This is a genomic window from Catonella morbi ATCC 51271, from assembly GCF_000160035.2.
Taxonomy (GTDB): domain Bacteria; phylum Bacillota; class Clostridia; order Lachnospirales; family Lachnospiraceae; genus Catonella; species Catonella morbi.
Window position 1 is genome coordinate 300,611 of sequence record NZ_KI535368.1, and the last position, 20,198, is coordinate 320,808.

General features: G+C 37.5%; 14 protein-coding genes and 1 pseudogene. 5 read left to right on the top strand and 10 right to left on the bottom strand.

The annotated features are described in order from the left end of the window. Positions 1-11 precede the first annotated feature (11 nt). Both GCWU000282_RS08440 and GCWU000282_RS08445 read right to left on the bottom strand, forming a co-directional pair. Complete coding sequence (locus tag GCWU000282_RS08440) at positions 12-1,187, bottom strand: CgeB family protein (protein WP_023354656.1); 1,176 nt, start codon at positions 1,185-1,187, stop codon at positions 12-14. Next, positions 1,180-2,376 carry a glycosyltransferase family protein gene (locus GCWU000282_RS08445; protein ID WP_023354657.1) on the bottom strand — a complete coding sequence of 399 codons (1,197 nt, stop codon included), beginning with the start codon at positions 2,374-2,376 and terminating at the stop codon, positions 1,180-1,182. The genes GCWU000282_RS08440 and GCWU000282_RS08445 overlap by 8 nt, the downstream gene beginning before the upstream one ends. Positions 2,377-2,553: 177 nt before the next feature. On the opposite strand from GCWU000282_RS08445, the gene GCWU000282_RS08450 reads away from it, so the two are divergent. From GCWU000282_RS08450 to GCWU000282_RS08460, 3 genes are all read left to right on the top strand, one after another. Continuing rightward, positions 2,554-3,327 carry a phosphatase gene (locus GCWU000282_RS08450; RefSeq protein WP_023354658.1) on the top strand — a complete coding sequence of 258 codons (774 nt, stop codon included), beginning with the start codon at positions 2,554-2,556 and terminating at the stop codon, positions 3,325-3,327. Positions 3,328-3,445: 118 nt separating this feature from the next. Next, positions 3,446-5,260 carry an ABC transporter ATP-binding protein gene (locus tag GCWU000282_RS08455; protein ID WP_023354659.1) on the top strand — a complete coding sequence of 605 codons (1,815 nt, stop codon included), beginning with the start codon at positions 3,446-3,448 and terminating at the stop codon, positions 5,258-5,260. Positions 5,261-5,269: 9 nt separating this feature from the next. Continuing rightward, entirely contained in the window at positions 5,270-7,084 is a 1,815-nt protein-coding gene (locus tag GCWU000282_RS08460; RefSeq protein WP_023354660.1) for an ABC transporter ATP-binding protein, read from the top strand. Between the two features lie 189 nt (positions 7,085-7,273). Here the strand turns inward: GCWU000282_RS08460 and GCWU000282_RS08465 are convergent, their stop codons facing one another. The 3 genes from GCWU000282_RS08465 to metE form a co-directional block, all read right to left on the bottom strand. Beyond that, positions 7,274-8,083 (bottom strand): Rpn family recombination-promoting nuclease/putative transposase, encoded by an 810-nt coding sequence (locus GCWU000282_RS08465; protein WP_023354661.1) that lies wholly within the window; start codon positions 8,081-8,083, stop codon positions 7,274-7,276. 611 nt (positions 8,084-8,694) lie between these two features. Continuing rightward, positions 8,695-9,561: a methylenetetrahydrofolate reductase [NAD(P)H] gene (gene metF / locus GCWU000282_RS08470; RefSeq protein WP_023354662.1), complete on the bottom strand. Its 867-nt coding sequence runs from the start codon at positions 9,559-9,561 to the stop codon at positions 8,695-8,697. Between the two features lie 3 nt (positions 9,562-9,564). Beyond that, positions 9,565-11,835: a 5-methyltetrahydropteroyltriglutamate--homocysteine S-methyltransferase gene (metE, locus tag GCWU000282_RS08475; protein WP_023354663.1), complete on the bottom strand. Its 2,271-nt coding sequence runs from the start codon at positions 11,833-11,835 to the stop codon at positions 9,565-9,567. A gap of 651 nt (positions 11,836-12,486) precedes the next feature. Here metE and GCWU000282_RS08480 point away from each other — a divergent pair. Together GCWU000282_RS08480 and GCWU000282_RS08485 are read left to right on the top strand one after the other, a co-directional pair. Beyond that, complete coding sequence (locus GCWU000282_RS08480; protein ID WP_023354665.1) at positions 12,487-14,334, top strand: ABC transporter permease; 1,848 nt, start codon at positions 12,487-12,489, stop codon at positions 14,332-14,334. Beyond that, a complete protein-coding gene (locus tag GCWU000282_RS08485; protein WP_023354666.1) occupies positions 14,319-15,170 on the top strand; it encodes an ATP-binding cassette domain-containing protein in 852 nt (283 codons plus the stop codon). Before GCWU000282_RS08480 ends, GCWU000282_RS08485 begins: the two co-directional genes overlap by 16 nt. A gap of 80 nt (positions 15,171-15,250) precedes the next feature. On the opposite strand, the pseudogene GCWU000282_RS17095 reads toward GCWU000282_RS08485, so the two are convergent. The 5 genes and pseudogenes from GCWU000282_RS17095 to dapF form a co-directional block, all read right to left on the bottom strand. Next, a pseudogene (locus GCWU000282_RS17095) lies at positions 15,251-15,500 on the bottom strand (transposase); the annotation flags it as partial. A 57-nt stretch (positions 15,501-15,557) separates the two neighbouring features. After that, positions 15,558-16,655, bottom strand: coding sequence for an N-acetylglucosamine-6-phosphate deacetylase (gene nagA / locus GCWU000282_RS08490; protein WP_035040100.1), 1,098 nt, complete (start codon positions 16,653-16,655; stop codon positions 15,558-15,560). 31 nt (positions 16,656-16,686) lie between these two features. Next, positions 16,687-17,421, bottom strand: a complete 735-nt coding sequence (gene nagB, locus GCWU000282_RS08495) for a glucosamine-6-phosphate deaminase (RefSeq protein WP_023354670.1) — start codon at positions 17,419-17,421, stop codon at positions 16,687-16,689. A 204-nt stretch (positions 17,422-17,625) separates the two neighbouring features. Continuing rightward, the gene (locus GCWU000282_RS08500) at positions 17,626-19,089 is read right to left on the bottom strand and encodes a UDP-N-acetylmuramoyl-tripeptide--D-alanyl-D-alanine ligase (RefSeq protein WP_023354671.1); all 1,464 of its coding nucleotides are present in this window, start codon (positions 19,087-19,089) and stop codon (positions 17,626-17,628) included. Between the two features lie 100 nt (positions 19,090-19,189). Then, complete coding sequence (dapF, locus tag GCWU000282_RS08505; protein ID WP_035040376.1) at positions 19,190-20,065, bottom strand: diaminopimelate epimerase; 876 nt, start codon at positions 20,063-20,065, stop codon at positions 19,190-19,192. Positions 20,066-20,198: the final 133 nt, after the last annotated feature.

Below are 20,198 nucleotides of genomic sequence, written 5' to 3' on the forward strand. Positions count from 1 at the left end.
AAGCAAGCGCATTACCCGACTTCTGCAACTTCCATCATCAGCTCCAGTCTATGCTTATAAGTGTGTCCGGACTTAACCTTTTCATAAGCATTTCTTGCAATTTCAGCCCTTTCTTTATCATGGCTCAGGTAATAATCAATCTTAGCAAGAAGGCTCTCCTCACTGTCATAGAAGTCAAAATCCTCTCCGGGAGTAAAATAATCAAATAAATCAGCCTGATAGTTGGTTAAGAGGAAACCACCCGCACCGAAAATATCAAAGCATCTTAAAGGAATACCGGTCTGAATACTGCGAAGAGTAATGTTCAGGTTTATCTTGCTATTTTTAAATACAAAAGGCATGATATCATAATAATCCACAGCCCCCATGTTTTTGATTTTTGGAAGTTCGGGAGTTTTATTATGAGTGTAGAGTTTGGTTTCAAATCTATTTGAAACGGCAGTAAGTAAGCGCTTCCTTTCAATGGCAGTTATTTTTCTGGCTATGAAATAATTGGCGTATACATACTCTACAGTTTCAGTTCCGTATTTATTAGGGCTGTAGTCAAGCGATTTTTTCATAGCTTCAATTATATCTTTAGTCAGAAGTTCCTCAATAAAGAAATATCCGCTTATTTTAATCTGAGCCTCTATTATGGCATCTATATAGCCCCTGGTATAGTCGTCAAGGTCAGTCATTCTGTCAAGAAAATTATGCTTTTCGTTATAAAGAGAGCCTACAAATGAAACATCACTTGAAAGAATTTTATTTTTATCGGCGGGAAGAGCCATTTTATCAAGGCGTTTTACATTGGCACAAAGCGGAAGATAATAAACTGTGGTAATGCCGAGTTTTGCAAGTTCTTCGTAAGAATGTTTATCAAAAATAAATACATGGTTCACAGAACTTATAATAGTATAAGAGTAGAGTGAAGTCAGCGGGTTATCATAAACAAATGCCAGGTATTTTATATTATGCCTCTTGCATCCGTTTGAAACAGAAGGAAAATAATTAAAAGAGAATACAAAGAGATAATTCTTCTTTACAAACATATCATCAAAGGCCTTATCAAAGTCCGGGTCATTCGGATATGAAAATATATTGTCATGGTAAAAAAGTTCTACCTCAAAACCTTTTTCCTTCATTGCCTCTATCATATCAAGTTTACCAAATGAAGGAGAATCTATAAAAAGGATAGTTTTAGTCATTGTTTACCTCTTTTTTCTTTCCGAGAAATGCCATTTCAAGCATTTGCATTATTCTTTCAGGATAATTATGATACTTAACAAGCTTTTTATAACCGTTATTAGCTATTTCAAGTCTGTCATTTTCATGCGTAAGGTAATATTCTGCCTTATAAAGCAAATCTTCCTCACTTGTATAAGCTTCCAAATCTTCGCCTATGTTAAATATATCAGGCAGTTCAGTCTGATAGTTAGTTATTAAAAAGCCATCGCAGCCCAGCACATCAAAGATTCTAAGCGGAAGTCCTTCGCGTATAGATTTGGCGGTAAAGTTTAGATTAATCTTACTGTTATGAAATACTAACGGCATTTCGGTAAGAGTTTTAACCCTGCCTTTATTGTTTACCGGAATTCCATCAGTCAGACTCCCGGTATAAAAATCTACCTTAAATTTACTTCCGAGGGCAGTAAGTAGGTCTGTTCTTTCCATTGAAGTAATTTTATAGTCCATATAGAGGCGGACAACAGTCTTTTTATCCTCAAGAGTGTAGCTTTCGGGAGGAGTATAAAAGTCAGGCATATTTTTAATAAATTCTTTTATCGCCTCATCTGAAATTACTTCTTCTATAAAATGATAGCCGTAAATCTTCTGCTGGGCTTTCATTAGCCCCATAAGGTAGCCGCTTAGATAAGGAGACGGATTTAATCTGTCATAAGGACATTTCTCGGTATAAAGTGAGCCTACGAAAGAAATATCCGAAGTGAATCTTTGTTTCTGCCGGGGAGTGGCTGAGTTTATAACACTTGCCCATCTTTTTGGATTGGTGGCAAGAGGAAGATGGAAGATACATTCGGGATTCAGAGGGTGAAATTCCTTATATTGAGACAGGTCAAAAAGGAAAATTCTGTTCCATTCATTTTTTACAGTGCATGAAAAAAGCTCTATAACAGGACTGTCTACAGTCTGGCAGATATATCTTATCTTATATATATTACAGACTTCGGAAAGAAAGGGATAGTAATTTATACTGAATACAAAATCATAACTTTTTTTATTCAGTGCAGCAGAGACCAGTTCCACTCTCTTTGCAGCCGGAATATTTTTATCCTCTATTTCATAAGTTAATTCATCTACTGTATTTCCTAGCTCCTTAAAACCTTCAATAAAATCAGGTTCACAGATGCTTCCATAGCGGTAAAACAGAAGGTTCATAGGAACTCCTTTCAAAATCTGTCATAGTTTGGCCAAAGCTCTTAAATTGCCTGAACTTGTAACAAATTATAGGCCGGATAGCAGTTAAAAGTCAAGATTTCCATTTACAAATCACCTCAGTTCTGCTAAACTGATATAGTTACCAAGAATTTTAGATAAAGAAAAGGAGGCACAATTATGATTAAAATAAAAACAGATACCCATACTCATACCCTGGCATCCGGGCACGCCTACTCGACGATAGAGGAGAACTTAAGGGCAGGAAAAGAACAAGGGCTTGAGTTAGTTGGAACAACCGACCACTTTAGCTCTTTTTTTGTGCCTTCAACCACTTTTGCCTGCTATGGTTTTTTTATAAATAGAGGGGATTTGCCGGAGATTTGGCATGGTGTAAGGCTTTTATTCGGGGCAGAAGTGGATATAGTAGACCTTAAGGGAAATTTATTTGGGCATGATATTTATATCCCGTTCCCATATAAGAACGGAAACAAGGTTACCTATGAAGAAGGCATATTAAACAGGTTAGATTACCTTATTGCAAGTGTACATTTTAAAGAGTTTACAGCTAACTCTACTGTTGTAGAAAATACTGAACTTTATATTAAGGCACTTGAGCATGATAAGGTGAAAATCTTAGGCCATATAGGACGTTCAGGGCTTGAGTTTGATGTGGAAGAAGTTGTAAGAGCGGCTAAGGCTATGAATAAAATGATAGAAATAAATGAAGCCTCCTTTGGTCATGGTGATATTATAAAGGAGAGATGCCGCAGGATTGCAGTTACCTGTGCAGAGACCGGAACCAAGATAGCAGTAAACAGTGATGCACACTGCTCATTTAAGATAGGCAAATATCCTAACGCAATTAAGATGCTTGAGGAAATTGATTTTCCGGAAGAGCTTATAGGAAACAGAGATGCCGAAACTTTCTTAAGTATGGTGTGCCCTAAGTAGAATATAATTATTCACAGAATTTAAGGGTGAATAATACAGAAACATAGACTACAGTTGTAGTGTAATGAATATACTGTTATGGGGATTCTGCACTTAATATTGTTTGACAGGAGAAGATATGAAACAAAGTAAATTTAATACTAATAGAGAACTTCTTTTATACTTTTTAAGGGGAAGCAAGAGATATTTTATAACTGCGATAGTCTGTATTTCTCTTGTGAACCTGCTTACCCTTATAATACCGAGGGTAATAAGTTATGTTGTAGATACACTGATTACAGGTAAAGAGAGTAACTTTCCGAACTTTGTAACAAATTTTATAGAAAGTTTGGGAGGTGCGGCTCATCTTAGAGAGAATCTATATGTGGTGGCAATCTTTCTTATAATTATAGGAATATTGGCAGCAGTTTTTAACTATCTATACAGATATTACAATACCAAGGGAGCCGAAACTCTTGTAGAAACCATGAGAAATGATATCTTTGCGCATATAGCAAAGCTTCCTTTCTCGTGGCATACAAAGAATCAGACGGGTGATATAATCCAGCGTTGTACCTCAGATGTAGATGCAGTGAAAAACTTTGTATCCAGACAGTTGACCGAGATGGTGAGGACTGTATTAATGCTCGCCTTCTCTATTTATTTTATGTTTGGAGTAAATGTGAAGCTGGCTCTTATTGCCCTTGCAATTATTCCGATAAATATAGCCTATTCGATATACGGTCATAAAAAAATGGGCAAAATCTTTGAAGAAGCCGATGTGGAAGAGGGAAAGCTTTCAGCTGTTGTACAGGAGAATCTGACCGGAGTAAGAGTAGTAAGGGCTTTTGGCAGAGAGCTTTTTGAAAAGGAAAGGTTTGAAAAACAGAACCATGATTATTGGAAGATGTGGATTAGGCTTGACTGGGTACTTGCCTGGTTTTGGTCTATAGGAACATTTTTTCTCAGCATCCAGACCATGATAGTGGTCGTGCTTGGAGCAGTTTTTGCTGTTAAGGGAGAAATGCTTGCAGGTGAATATATTGCGTTTTTTTCATATAACATTATGCTTGTGTGGCCTATAAGAATGCTTGGAAGGCTGGTTTCAGGCCTTAGCCGAAGCGGAATCGCAGCAGAAAGAATAAGATATATTATGGCTTCGGAAGAGGAGGAAGATAAGGGAAAGAAGCTTACTCCTAAGATGACGGGGGATATAGTATTTAACAATGTAAATTTTGCTTATGATGATACAAAGGAAATTGTTAAAAATGTATCATTTACCATAAAGGGTGGTACTACAGTTGGCATACTCGGTGGAACAGGTTCGGGTAAATCCACACTTATGCATCTTTTAAACAGACTCTATGAACTTCCTAAGGAAAACGGAAGCATAACTATATCTGATGTGGATATAAATGATATTGAAATAGGCTATCTTCGTGAAAATGTAGGAATGGTACTTCAGGAGCCTTATTTATTTTCAAGAACCTTGGCTGAAAATATAGCACTTGGCGGTAAGGAGGCAGAGAGAGCAGACATAGAAGAAGCAGCAGGTACTGCAAGTCTTTTAGAGACTATTGAGAATTTTAAGGAAGGCTTTGAGACTACAGTTGGAGAAAGAGGTGTTACACTTTCGGGTGGGCAGAAGCAGAGAACAGCCATTGCCCGTATGCTTATCGGAAAGTCACCTATTATGGTATTTGACGATTCGCTTTCTGCCGTTGATGCGGAAACTGATGCAAAGATAAGAAAGGGACTTATGGAAAAGGGAAAAGACAGCACAGTTATTATCATTTCCCACAGAATTACAACCCTTATGGCAGCAGATAATATACTGGTATTTGATAAGGGGAGCCTTGCTGAATCAGGTACTCATAATGAGCTTTTGGCTAAAGAGGGCATTTACAAGAAAATCTATGACATACAGTCTGTAGCTCTTGACTACGAGTCGTAAGGAGGTTATATGCAGGATAAAACTACGATAAAGTTCCTGCCCTGGCTTGGCATACCTAAGCTTTGGCCATATTTTAGGGCATATAAAAAAGAGATGGTAATAATGTTTGTAACAGCGGCTATTTCGACCCTTTTTGAAATAGTATTCCCGCTTTTTAATCAATATGCAATAAATAATTTCATAGGGAAAAGAGAATTAAACGGAATTGGAATGTTTGTGGTTCTATATTTTATAGCAATCGTGATTCAAATTATAATGCAGTTTATTTCGCCTTATGTTGCTTCAAATATAGAGATAAGTGTTGCAAGAGATTTAAGAAATTCAAGTTTTAATCATTTACAGTCACTTTCATTTTCATATTTTAACCAGAATAATGTAGGCTATATACACGCAAGGGTAATGAGTGACACCGGAAGAATCGGTGAGATTGCAGCCTGGTACTTCTTTGACATTATGTGGTCAACAGTCTATATTGTAGGTGCTTTTGCGGTAATGTTCAGTTTAAATGCAAAACTGGCACTTGCAATAGCAATCATTTTGCCGATTGAAGCCATAATAGTTTCAATCTTCCAAAAAAATCTCTTGCACCTGAATCGTGAAGTAAGAGAGATAAACTCTGCAATTACAGGAAATTTTAATGAAGGAATCACAGGTGCAAAGGAGATAAAAACTCTCGTTGCAGAAGGAAGAATGAAAGAAAATTTTGACAGAGATACTCTCAACATGAAAAGAAAATCTATAAGAGTGGCTCATTTTTCAGCACTTTCTTCTTCTTTGGTTTCACTTGTAAGTTCGGTTGTAATTGCGCTTGTACTTATGCAGGCAAGTATTTTAAGTCTTGAAGGAGTTATGCTTATAGGAACCCTGTCTGTATTTATGTCCTATGTGCAGGGGATAATAGAGCCTATAAGTAATATCACACTGACATTTGCAGATCTCATTGCTTCATCTGTAAATATTGAGAGATTTACAGGGCTTATGGCTACGGAATCGGATGTGGCAGACAGCAAAGAAGTTGTGGAAAAATACGGAGATATATTTAATCCAAAGAAGGAAAACTGGGAAGAGCTGCATGGTGACATAGAGTTTAAGGATGTGACTTTTAAATATCCCGACGGAGATGAATATGTGCTTGAGAATTTTAATCTGAAAGTTCCACAAGGCACTAATGTGGCTATTGTGGGAGAAACAGGTGCGGGAAAGTCAACCCTTGTAAACCTCGTCTGCCGTTTCTTTGAGCCTACCAAAGGGCAGGTGCTGATAGACGGCAGGGATGCAAGGGAGCGTTCCGGACAGTGGTTACATTCAAATATAGGCTATGTATTGCAGTCTCCGCACCTTTTTTCAGGTACAATCAGGGAGAACCTGAGATATGGCAAGCCTGATGCAACTGATGAGGAGATAATGAAGGCGCTGGAGCTTGTGTCTGCTACAGAAGTAGTAGAGAAGATGGACAAGGGGCTTGACAGTGAAGTGGGAGAAGGCGGAGACCTGCTTTCAACCGGTGAGAAACAGTTGATTTCATTCGCCAGGGCAATAATTGCAGAGCCTAAGATACTGGTACTTGATGAGGCTACTTCTTCTATAGATACTGTGACCGAAAAGATAATTCAGGACGCGATAGATAAGGTAATCACAGGAAGAACTTCCTTTGTAATAGCCCACAGACTTTCAACCATAGTAAACGCTGATGTAATCCTTGTGGTAAAGGACGGTAAGATTATAGAGCAGGGAAAACATAAGGAGCTTATGAGGCAGAAAGGATATTATTACGGGCTGTTTACAAGACAGTTTGAGAACAGTGTGGTGGATGAGATAGGATAAATTTTGATTTAAAGTAAATAACAGACTGACTTGGAAGCAATTCTTGGTCAGTCTGTTATTTACTTTGCAGAAACATTTGTAATCTGCCCCAATATACCAATAAAAGGGATATTTTACCGGCTTAGCTGATTAAATACTTAGCTAAAGCGGAATAATACCTGTCTTATGGGTAAGGTATGACTAATAGTTTTACAAAGCCATAACTACTTCCATTGGCAGACCTGTAAATTTTGTTATAAGTTCGGGGTTAACTCCTTCTTCCCTCATACTTCTGGCTATTTTGAATTTTTCCTTTTCAGCACCTTGTTCTTCACCACGAGCTTTACCACGAGCTTCACCCTCACTAATCCATTCCTCTTTCCATCTCTGTAAAGTTTCGTCCATTTTTACAGCACCTCCTTCATCAAACTTAAATCTGGCTTTAATTTCGCTTGTCACAGGGAATTCTTCCGTATTATAAGTATCATTTTCAGTAAACACTTTCATCAGTTTGGAAAATTTAGAGCCGTTGTCGATTACTGCATTTGCGTATATTTCGGTAAGCCCGTCTTCAACAACCTGTCCTGTTTCCATAACCACTTTTTTCACATGATAGAGTGGGAGTCCACTCTTAAACATATCAAAGGTAGAGATAAAGATTACGCAGACATCAGGAACAAATTCAAACTTTGTTCCGGTTTCTGTTATATTTGTAGTTAAGATAGAACCGTTATATCTGACTCTTCTAAGATGGTCATCATTATCTGCCTTCTGCACCTCAATATTAATATGTCGTCCGTCCCCGGTTATACATTTTGCATCCATAATTATAGAACGCCCATGAAGATTTTCCACCTTGCATTGAGGTATATTCTCAGTAACTATGAGTTCATCATCATCTAGGATGACTCGGAGTATTTCTTCACAAAACTCCCTGCTTTCCGCCATCTTGCTAAACATCAAGTCATCAATCGGGTTCAGCCCTCTGGCATACTCTTCAAATTCTTTCTTGGTTGGCATTGTAGTCCTTTCTTTTTTGGATTTGCTATAATGCCTATGTGGCTATTATAACAGATATTTTGAAAAATATAAACTTAGAAATTCCTGCTAAGTAGAGAAAAGATATACTCAGTTTAGAATTAACATAGATATGAGCCACAATAATCAAAAAGAGTTTGAGACCTTGATAGAAACTTACAGAATGAATGAAATTTATAAATCATAGTGATTATTATGACTCATATTTACAAGTAAAATTATAAGATATTTTAAGTTTTTAGCCAATGGTAAAGTGTACAAAAATTAGGGAGTTTACTATACAAAGTAAACAAAAAATAACAGACTGATTTAGAAGTAATCCGCTATCAGTCTGTTATTTAATTTGTAACAATATTTTTAATATGCTCATTTTTACAAAGATGACGGTATATGAATATCTTTTGATATTTATATACTATAGCCCAATTATTCACGCCATAGGTCACAGACCTCTTATCATGCATAGTATAGTAGGGTAAACCGTTTTTGGTCTGTGACTACGGGGGATATTACCAAACAACTGTGAAATATCGTAAATCAAAGACTGCGTCTTTATTACGATACTTCAAAAGATGTTTCGTGAATAATTTGGGCTATATTATTTTACGTATACCTTCGCATATTTTTCTGGCAACGAGGGGATTGTTCATTGTATATAAATGAATTCCGTCTATGTCACTTGCAAGGAGGTCAATAATCTGGCTTAGAGCATAGGACATTCCTGCTTCGAAAAGTGCTTCCTTATTATCCTCATACTTGTGTATAATTTTTTGAAAGCGAAGAGGAAAAGCAGCCCCGCACATCGTTATCATTCTCTTTATTTGTGCGGCATTTATTACAGGCATAATGCCCGGAATAACAGGAACATTTATATCTGCAACCTTGCAGTTTTCCTGAAAGCGAATGAAGATATCGTTATCAAAGAATAACTGAGACAGCAGAACCTCTGCCCCTGAATTAACCTTTGTTTTTAAGTGCTTTATTTCGTTAACCACACCGTCTGATTCAGGATGACACTCAGGATAGCAGGCAGCCAAAAAGCAGAAATTCCATCTTTCCTTCATATAAGCAATCAGGTCGGAGGCATGCTTAAAATCATCTTTTTCCGGGAAGTTTGGATTCTTATCTCCTCTGAGAGCAAGCACATTTTCAAGTCCCGCATCTGAGAGAACCTTTGCAAACTCATCAATTTCAGCTTTGTTGTAGTGAAGGCAGGTAAGATGAACTACAGGTTCTACATGGTACTCGTGTTTTATTTTCCTGGCTAATTCTATGGTGCGGTTGCAGTTTGAACTGCCCCCGGCACCAAAGGTTACACTTATATAATCGGGCTTAAGTTCACAAAGAACAGCCAGAGTTTCATCTATATTTTTTAACTCACTATCCTTTTTGGGCGGAAATATCTCAAAGGATAGAACCTTTTTATCTTTCTTTTCTTTGTAAACTTGGGAAACTTTCATAAATTATGCCTCATTCCTAATTATTTTTGCCGCAGCCACCATATTTTTCAGGCTTTCTTCTGTCTCAGGAATGCCTCTGGTCTTTAATCCACAGTCAGGATTTACCCAAAGTTTATCTCTGTCAATTTTAGAAAGCATAGTATGAAGGGTGGCAACAATTTCATCAACTGAAGGTACCCTAGGTGAGTGAATATCGTATACACCCGGACCAACCTCTGTTTCAAAATTATGTTCTTTTAATGCTGTAAGTATCTGTAAGTCGGAGCGGGAAGCCTCAAAGGTAATAACATCCGCATCCATATTGTCAATAGCAGGGATAATATCAGTAAACTCGCTATAACACATATGTGTGTGAATCTGAGTTTCAGGTCTTACTCCGCTATGTGTAAGGCGGAAAGCAGGGATAGCAAAGTCAAGGTATTCCTTCTGCCAGTCGGATTTTCTGAGAGGAAGTTTCTCTCTGAGAGCTGCCTCGTCAATCTGAATGATTTTAATTCCGTTCTTCTCTAAATCAAGAACCTCATCTCTTATTGCAAGAGCTATCTGAGAAATGGACTCCTTGATTGATATATCCTCTCTTGGGAATGACCAGTTAAGTATAGTAACAGGGCCGGTAAGCATTCCTTTCATGATTCTTTTTGTAAGTGACTGGGCATAAGCAGACCATTCTACTGTAATAGCCTTCTTTCTGTAAACATCACCCCAGATAACAGGAGGTTTAACGCATCTGGTACCGTAAGACTGTACCCAGGCTTTCTCGGTGAAGAGGAAGCCACCAAGAGCCTCACCAAAGTACTCAACCATGTCATTACGCTCATATTCACCATGGACAAGAACATCGATATCAATGTCTTCCTGGAATTTTACACAGTCGGCAATCTGCTTTTTGTTAAACTCTTTATATTCTGCCTCTGTTATATCGCCCTTTCTGAAAGCTGAGCGGTTTGCCTTTACCTCTCTGGTCTGCGGGAAGGAACCGATAGTAGTAGTCGGGAACTCAGGAAGACCAAATTCCTTTTTCTGTAATTCCTGACGTTTCCTGCGCTCAGGGCTTCTTGTATAGTCACTTTCAGTAACAAGTGAAAGCCTTTTATGTACATCTTCGCTATAGCAGTCTCTTTCTCCGGCAAACAGCTTTACATTAGCCTGATATGAAGCCTCATTCTTATAATTTGCATTTTCAGCAAGTGCCTTAAGTTCAGCTAGCTCGCAAAGCTTCTCTTCAGCAAATGCAAAGTATGAAAGATGATTTGCTGATAACTTGGTCTCGTGCTTTGTTGTATATGGAACATGTAAAAGTGAGCAGGAGGTAGATAAAACGCAGTTTATTCCCTTTTTCTGTAATCTTGTTAAGGTCTGTAAAGTCTTATCGTAGTTGTTTCTCCAGATATTCTTTCCGTTTACAAGGCCTGCAAATAAAAGTTTGTCCTCCGGGAAACCATGCTTTTCAACAAGAGAGAAGGTTTCCTTTCCCTCTATGAAATCAAGACCGATTCCGTCAAAAGGAAGTTTAATTAAATCTTCGTAAATGTCTCTTACATCACCGAAATATGTCTGAACTAAAACCTTAGAACTATTCTTGGATGAGAGAAAAGCAGAATAAATCTTATTAAATAATGCGATATCTTCGCTATCTGTATCTCTTACAAGAGCCGGCTCATCAAACTGAATCCAGCTTATGCCGGTTTCTTCAGCTTTCTTAACATAACTCTGATATGCACTGATAAGAGCATCTACAAAATCATTTGAAGATTTCTCACCGGTAAAGCGGCATAGTTTAAGCAAGGTGTAGGCACCGATTACAATAGGCTTAGTCTCTATACCAAGTGACTTTGCCTCGTTATACTGCTCAAACGGCTTGTTGCCTGATAACTTGATTTCTGTATCATCTTCAACCTCAGGCACTATGTAATGATAGTTTGTGTTAAACCATTTTTTCATTGCAAGAGCCTTTACATCGCCGGAAGCCCCCTGATAACCGCGAGCCATTGCAAGATAGGTATCAAGCTCCGAGAGATTAAGTTCCTTATAACGCTTAGGAACAATTCCGAATAATACTGCTGTATCAAGCAGAATGTCATAAAATGAAAAATCATTACTTGAAATGAAGTCTATACCTGCTTCTTTCTGGGTATTCCAGTGGATTTTTCTAAGTTCCTTTCCTGTCTGTAGGAGTTCATCTGCTGTGATTTCTTTCTTAAAATATTTTTCAGAAGCGAATTTTAATTCGCGTAAAGTACCAATTCTAGGGAATCCGATTACCGATGTTTTCATAGTTTCCTCCAACTCATATTTATTCTTTATCTGTAAACTAGGTTTATTATACGTGGTAAGCCTTACTTTGTATAATACATATTAATATAGGATTGTTATAAGATAAAACTATATCAAATTCGAAAGATAAGGGAGAAACTTTTACAGTAAGTTGAGAAGATTAACCGAGGGAGCAACCCAAAATTATTAATTATATAAAACAATAAAAAGGCTAAATATCTATTTGTTTTATTCATTGAATGTACGGCTTTTATCTTATGTGCATTGCTATCATATCAAAAATCTGTAAAGAATTTTGATATAATTGATTTGCAGACAAAAACATATGAGATAATGCTTGAATGCGGGGAATGAGCGTTACTTGAATTATACTTGCCATACAACCAGCTTTCAGATAGAATATAGATGTAGTTTAAGCTGTAAAGCTAAACATAAAAAATTCTAAAAAGAATAATTGGTTGACAAACAGTGGGCTCTCGTGACAACGGGCTCTATGGAGAATTATAACAGTTGTAACATAAGCCGGGGAACTCTTGGAAATATCCGGAGTATAGACGGGAAAAGATGGAAATAAAGCAGAGCAACAGGGTTTACGCCTGTTAAAAATTTTAACAAATAGGAAGTAAGTCGGGTAGGATAGGGGGATTAACTATGCTTTGGCTTGAGATAAAGAAAAATACAATTACTTACGCATTCGTATTGGCAGTAGGACTAATGGTGGCTTTTACATTACAGTTGCTTACTCCTCGTACAGATTATTATTACGACAAGCCTCTAAGCTCCGGAGAATATACATATTTTAAATTGAAGGAAGATATAAAATACGGTAGTATAATTGTTTACGGCGGAGAAGAAGGAAACGGAATACCTGTTGAGTTAGAGCTTAATGATGAAATCAGGGACAGGATAAGAAATATAATAACAAAGATAAATCCGGATTACAAAGCGAATGAGAAAATGCCGGATGTCAATATAGCTCTAAACGATGAAGAAATCATAAAACTGGTACGGGAATTTGAGAAAACCATAGGGTACAGAACAAACTACCATTATGGTGATAAATCAAGACTCTATGTCGCATATAAGAATAGAAGATTTGGAATAAACAGAACTCATGAAGACGGCCGCAATACTATAGAAGAAGAAAGAGCGGATTTTGAATCTTCATTAAATGAAGGCCTGTCAGAGGGCTACGCAAGATATTTAATGAACTACTTGGGTATTCTGGCAGTACTTTTGTCTGCTATTATATCAGCCACTGTTTTTATCAAAGACAGGAAAAGTCGTATCAGTGAATTCTTATATACTTCAAATAGAAAAAGCAAAGAGATTGTAATAACAAGGCTTGTATCCGTTATTTTGCCAATGCTTGTTGTAACCTTAGGGATTACAAAAATTGGTATGCTGCCTTTTTATGATTCGGCAAGAGAGTACGGGCACAGCTTGTCTGACATTACATTTATTAAATATTGGCTGATATGGATAGTCCCGTCAATAATAATTGCAGTCACACTTTCTGTTTTTCTGGATATTTTATTTAATAATATATTTGTGGTTGTCGGTGTACAGTTCATATTGTGGCTGTTATCTGTATCTGCATTTATTGGAAACTATGAGCCATGGAGAATCGTAATAAGATTTAACTCCTTTGGGATGAGCAAATATTATGACAGCATAAAAAATGCCATATATGTAAATCGTCTGTTCATGGTAATTTTGTCAATTTTGATTTCAACAGCTTCGGTATATTTGTATGATAGAGCAAGGAAGGGTAAAAGAATCAGGATAAATGCGTTTAATAACCTGTGGAAGCGACTGATTCTTGGAATAAGCTTAAGAAAACAACAAAGTATAAACTTCAGAAGCAGAAGTTTTTTATCTTACCAGCTCGATTTTGCCTGTAATATAAATGTTTTGATGAGCATATTGTTTTTAACACTGATACTTGTCGGAACCTGCGTAGGCAGAAGCTTGACAGAATCTGATATAAAAACTGCGGGGGAGAGTATAGTTATATATTTTTCAATGTTTATGCTTATTCCACTCTGCAACATAGAAAAGAAAAACAGTATGTCAGAATTTACATGTGTAAGTAATACAGCATATACTAAAATATTTTTTACGAGGCTTTTATCCGGAGTCATAATGACTGTGGTGCTGATAACATTTTCACTATACTTTATGTCAACACTTAATAACGTAGCTTTAGGCTTGTGGGTATTATCAATCTGCGTAAGTTCACTGTATCTTGGGTTGCTTGGGGTAATATTCTCTGAAGTAACAGGTACGGATAAAACAGGCTATATATCTTATCTGGGATATTATTTTTTTTGTGTGAAAGAGAAGGAAAATTTCAAATTATTTAATGTATGCTGTTATACCAATAGGCTTAAATACTCGGTAATATCTCTGATAGCAGGTATTGTTATAATGTCGGTAATACTATTTTTCATAATAAAGAGGAAGGGATTGGGTAGGAAATTATGGAATTGCAGGTAGAAAGACTGTGCAAATCTTATGTATATAGCAGGGCACTTAAAGAAGTAAGCTTTCATATAAAAGAGGGAATGTACGGACTGCTTGGAAAAAACGGAGCCGGGAAAACTACACTTATGAAGATATTGGCAGGTATTCTTGAAAAGGGTTCGGGCGAAATTTATTTCGATGGCAGTGAAGTAAAAGATATTAATGAAATCAGACACAGAATAGGGTACATACCTCAGAAATTTTCATTTTATCCAAATATGACCGTATTTGAGATTATGGATTATTTTTCGGTATTAAATAAAGTAAAAAAAGATAAAAAAGGCAAAATAGAAAAATTACTTGACTTAGTTCATCTCGTGGGGCAAGAGCATACTAAAACTAAAAATCTTTCCGGAGAAATGAAGCAAAGACTTGGGATAGCGGTTTCTCTTATAGGAGATCCCGACCTGCTTCTGGTGGACGAGCCGACAATGGAACTTGATCCGATGGAAAGAACAAATTTAGGTAATGTGCTGGCTTCTTTAGCAAAAAACAGGACTATTCTGCTCTCATCACATATAGTTTCAGACTTTGAAACTACCTGTAAAAGGCTGATTGTTCTCGATGAAGGAGAAGCTGTGTTTGCAGGAAGCAAGGATGAACTTATGGAAAGATGCAGGAGAAATGTATGGGAAATAAGAGTAGCGGAACATGAGTTAATAAAATACGAAAATGAATATCTTATTTCGAAAAAAGAACTGTTTGAAGAAGGCTTCCTTCTAAGAATAGTTTCGGTGGAAAAGCCTATGGGAATGGCTTATGAAGTATCCCCGACTCTTAATGATGCTTATATGTATCTGGTCAGGTGACTGAAATCAGACAAAATGACTGTGAATTCCCTATGACACAGGATAAAATGTAAGCAGGATATAAAACAGGAGAAGAAAACATTAAGCTCATCAATAAGATATGTTGCTTTTTCGCGGAGAATGTTATTCTTCTTTAGTCGGAGTACATAACCGGCGCCGTTTTCTTCACACTGTTTATAAAGTTCAGATCTGGCAAATCTGCTGTTACCTTGAAGCAAAAGTTTAACGGACGGATAATCTTCCAAATATTCATCCAAGATTGGCTGCAGGAAATTCCCACACCTGTACAGAATATTGGATTCCATCATGAAGCTGTATTTTGATAAGTTCTCTTGCAAGTCGGAAAGAATTATAATAATTTTGACACTTGTATAATGACATTTAAAATTACAGTATTTTAACTATATTTAATTCTTTATCAAGAAGTAATAAATCTGCGTAGGCACCGGGTTTGATTATACCGGCTTTGTCACCGAGACCTATGCTCTTTGCAGGGTTGGTTGAAGCCATTTTAACCGCCGATTTAAGCGGAATTCCTATCTCAACCACGTTCTTAAAGCAGGTGAAAAGGTCTGTGCAGGAGCCTGCAATTATACCGTTCTCAAGGGTTGCTTTGTTGCCTGTTTTATTTACCTTCTGTCCGCCGAGAGAGTAAGTTCCGTCCTCCATTCCGGTAGCTTCCATAGAATCACTTATAAGAATGATTCTATCCTCACCAAACAGGCGGAAGGTACTTCTTATCATACAAGGATGGATATGTACCTTATCGCAGATAAGTTCAGCCATAACTCCTGTATTTTCAAAGGCTGCACCGACTATGCCGGGATCTCTGTGGTTAAAGGCAGGCATAGCGTTGAAAAGATGGGTTACATGGTTTGCGCCATTCTTAAAAGCCTCGTCAGCCTGTTCAAAGTTAGCTTCAGAATGTCCGACAGAAATGGACACATCATTTGCAAGTTCTTTAATAAAGAGGTTAGCACCCTCTGTTTCGGGAGCAAGTGTCACGAGACGGATATTGCCGCCGCTTACCTTGTTTAGCCTTCTAAATACTTCTACATCTGAATTCATTATATATTCAGGGTTCTGAGCACCCTTTTTGGAAGGAGAGATGAAAGGACCTTCCATATTGATACCAAGTACCCTTGCATGCTTTTTCTCGGGCTTGTAATCATTGATTGTAGCAAATATTCCTGTAAGCATTTCTTCTGAAAGAGTCATAGAGGTTGGACAAAAGGCTGTCACACCCTGACTTTTTTCAAACTCAGCTATCTTATAAAGCCCGTCAAGGTCTGCATCACAGAAGTCATGCCCTACTGCTCCATGCGTATGCACATCTATAAGCCCGGGAATTACATAAAGTCCTTCTGCATCAATAACTTCGTTGTCAGCAGGTGCTTTATCTGTGATAAGTTCACCATCTATATAAATCTCTCTTTTTTCAAAGTCGCCATTCTCATTATATACTAATCCGTTTTTAATTATCATGATAACCTCCGTATTTCCTTGCAGGCTAAGCTTATTTCTTTGCGATAAGAGCATAAGCAGCCTCATCAGCAACTATAGTTACATTATTGTGGAACTGAAGTGCGGAAGCCGGAACCTCAGGAGTTACAGGTCCGTAAAGCGCCTTGCAAAGTGCATCTGCTTTTTTCTCGCCTGAAGCTATAAGTAAAATCTGCTTAGCAGAGAAGATACTTCCTACACCCATAGAATAAGCAAACTTAGGAACTTCATCTATGGAATTAAACAGTCTTGAGTTGGCATTAATGGTGCTCTCTGTAAGGCTTACCTTGTGAGTACCCTTTGCAAAAGAAGTATCAGGCTCATTGAAACCGATATGTCCGTTTTCGCCAAGTCCGAGAAGCTGTAAATCAATAGGACCACGGGTTTTTATAACCTCATCATATCTTGCACATTCCTTAGCCTCATCAGCCTCCATACCGTTTGGAAGAAATACATTTTCCATCTTTATATTTACATGATTAAAAAGATTATCCCTCATAAAATAAGCATAACTCTGATTGTGCTCTGCAGAAAGCCCCACATATTCGTCAAGGTTAATGGAAGTAATCCCGGAAAAATCTAAATCACCCTTCTTATAGCCCTCTACAAGCAGCTTATATGCCCCAATAGGTGATGAACCTGTAGCAAGACCAAGCACAGAATCAGGTTTCATTACAACCTGTGCAGCTATAATATTTGCAGCCTTTTTGCTCATTTCCTCATAGTTTTTAGTAACAATTATCCTCATAAAACCCTCCTAAATAATAATAAGTGTTATATAATTAATTTACCCCAATTATCCTACTATACTATGCAGAATAAAAGGTCTGTGACCTATGGTGTGGATAATTTGGGATTTATTAACCTATCAGCATATTGGATATAAATTGCTGATAAAACATACAAAATAAGTATACCCCTTTGTTAAAGTAAAAGCAATCTCAATTAGAGCCTACTTACAATTTAAGATAGAATTGATTATTTCTTCAGTCTGCATTCCTCTTGAACCCTTAACTACAATGGCATCCCCTTTTTTAAGTAAAGATTTAAGGTAATCAGACGCTTCTACATTTGTAGAAAAATGTCTGGTAACGGGATTGGTTTCAAGGTCTTCTGATTTTACACCAAGTATGATTTGCTCACTGTCTTTGCCTACTGTTATAAGGCAATCTATTTTATTTTCTGTATTTTCTTTATTGTAAAACTTGATATATTCTCCAACCTTATAATGCTCGGTTTCAGCGTATTCACCGAGTTCAAGTACATCTGCAAAGACTACAAACCTTCTGTTAATAGGTTCTGTGCCTCCACGCATTTCACCGATAATCTGTACCGAGGCCTTCATGGAATCGGGGCTTGCATTGTAGGTATCATCTATTATGGTAAGCCCGTTAGACTTGATGATGTTGCCACGTCCCGGAAGAGGCTCGTATTCAGCAAGGCCTTTCTTTGAAACAGCAGGTGAGATACCAAGCTTAAGGGCTACAGCTATGGCAGCAAGGGCATTTCTTACATTGTGAAGCCCGAGAGTTTTAAGGTGAATCTGTTCCGATACAGCTTCTCCGTTTTCAGACTTATAGTTTGCCACAAAATCAGTACCGCTGTCAGAGATTGTTATAGAAGAAGCATAAAAATCAGCCTTTTCATTTATTCCAAAGGTGACTATGTGTTTTACGTTCTTAGGTCTGAATTCGCTGTTTTCTGCGGCGACTTTCATAAGCAGCTCATCATCTGCATTTATAAAAAGCACGCTGTCCGCAGTAAAACAGTCAGTTATATGCAGTTTTTCTTTGAGAATATTTTCTTTGGAACCAAGGTTTCCTATATGGGCGGAGCCAACATTGGTAAAGATTGCATGGTTTGGTCTGCCTGCCTCCACTAGTTTTTCCATTTCGTGAAATTCACTTATGCCCATTTCTATAATAGCTGCTTCATTGCAAGGTTCAAGTCCAAATAATGTCAAAGGAAGCCCTATGGTTGAGTTGGCATTTCCTTTGGTTTTGTGGATATTTATTGAGGAGAGGGCAGCGGCAACCATCTCCTTTGTAGTAGTTTTACCTACACTTCCGGTAATACCTATAAAGGGGATGTTAAATTTCTCACGATACCAGAGTCCGGTATCAAGCAGAGCTGCTTCTGTATCTTCAACTTCAATGGCGGCAGTTTCGCCTATGCCGGAAGGCAGTTCATGCCCTTTTTTTATAAAGAAGGCCTTTGCACCGTTCTCAACAACCTGAGGGATAAAGTTATGGGCATCCACCCTTTCGCCTATAATAGGCACAAAAAGTGCATTCTTAAAGGGAAGACTTCCGATTTCTCTTGAATTGGTAAAAAAGCCGTTTATTACGGTATCGGCACTTCCGTTTAGCAGCCTGCCATTTGTAGCATTTAATATGTCTTGTACTGTAACTTGCATAAATACTCCTTATTGTATATCTCAATTTATCCTGCTGTACTATGCAGGTTAAAAGGTCTGTGAACTGGCGTGAATAATTGGGATTGATATATATTTCATTTTATACTACAATGCTGCCGCTAAAGACGGTTTCACAAGGACCGGTCATAAAAATGTGACCTGTAGCCCTGTCATATTTTATAATTAAATCTCCTCCTAAAAGATGTACGGTTACTTCATCTTCCACAAGATTATTTAATATGGCAGCATAGGCGGATGCACAGGCTCCCGTACCGCAGGCAAGGGTTTCGCCCGAACCGCGCTCCCATACACGCATTTCAAGTTCAGTACGGCTTATTACCTTTATAAACTCAGTATTGGTACGGTTTGGGAAAATCTCATTAAACTCAAATTTTGGACCGATAACAGGCAGGTCAAGGCTCTTTGTATCATCTACAAAGGTTACTGCATGTGGATTGCCCATCGAAACACAGGTAAAATACCAGTCTTTTCCTTCGATATTTATAGGCTCATTTATGAATTCATTTTTAGCTGATACAACAGGGATTTCACTTGGAGTTATGATAGGTCTTCCCATATCCACAGTAGCAGCCCTTACGTTCCCGTTTTCAACCTTAAGTTGTAATACTTTTATACGGTTTTCAGGGATAATTCCTGTTGTTTCTTCTTCGTTACTTCGGACTCCGGTTTCTATGCGGACCTCTTCTTTGTCAGTAAGGCCGAAATCATAGACAAATTTTCCTACACAACGGATACCGTTTCCACACATTTCTGCTTCTGAGCCGTCTGCATTGAAAATTCTCATTCTAAAATCAGCTGCTTTAGAAGGACAGATGAGGATGATACCGTCACTTCCGATTCCGGTATGTCTGTCAGACAGTTTAACGGATACTTCCGTCGGGTTATACAATTCATTTTTAGTACAGTCTATGTAAAGATAGTCATTTTTACAGCCATGCATTTTTGTGAAATTTATTTTTTGCCTGTTATTTTCCATAAAATTCTCCATTCATATATGCTTTTTCATGACTGTATAATTATAATACAAAATAAAGTGGAATAAAACCCATAAGAAAATATAAAGAACAATTCATATTGAAAACTAATAA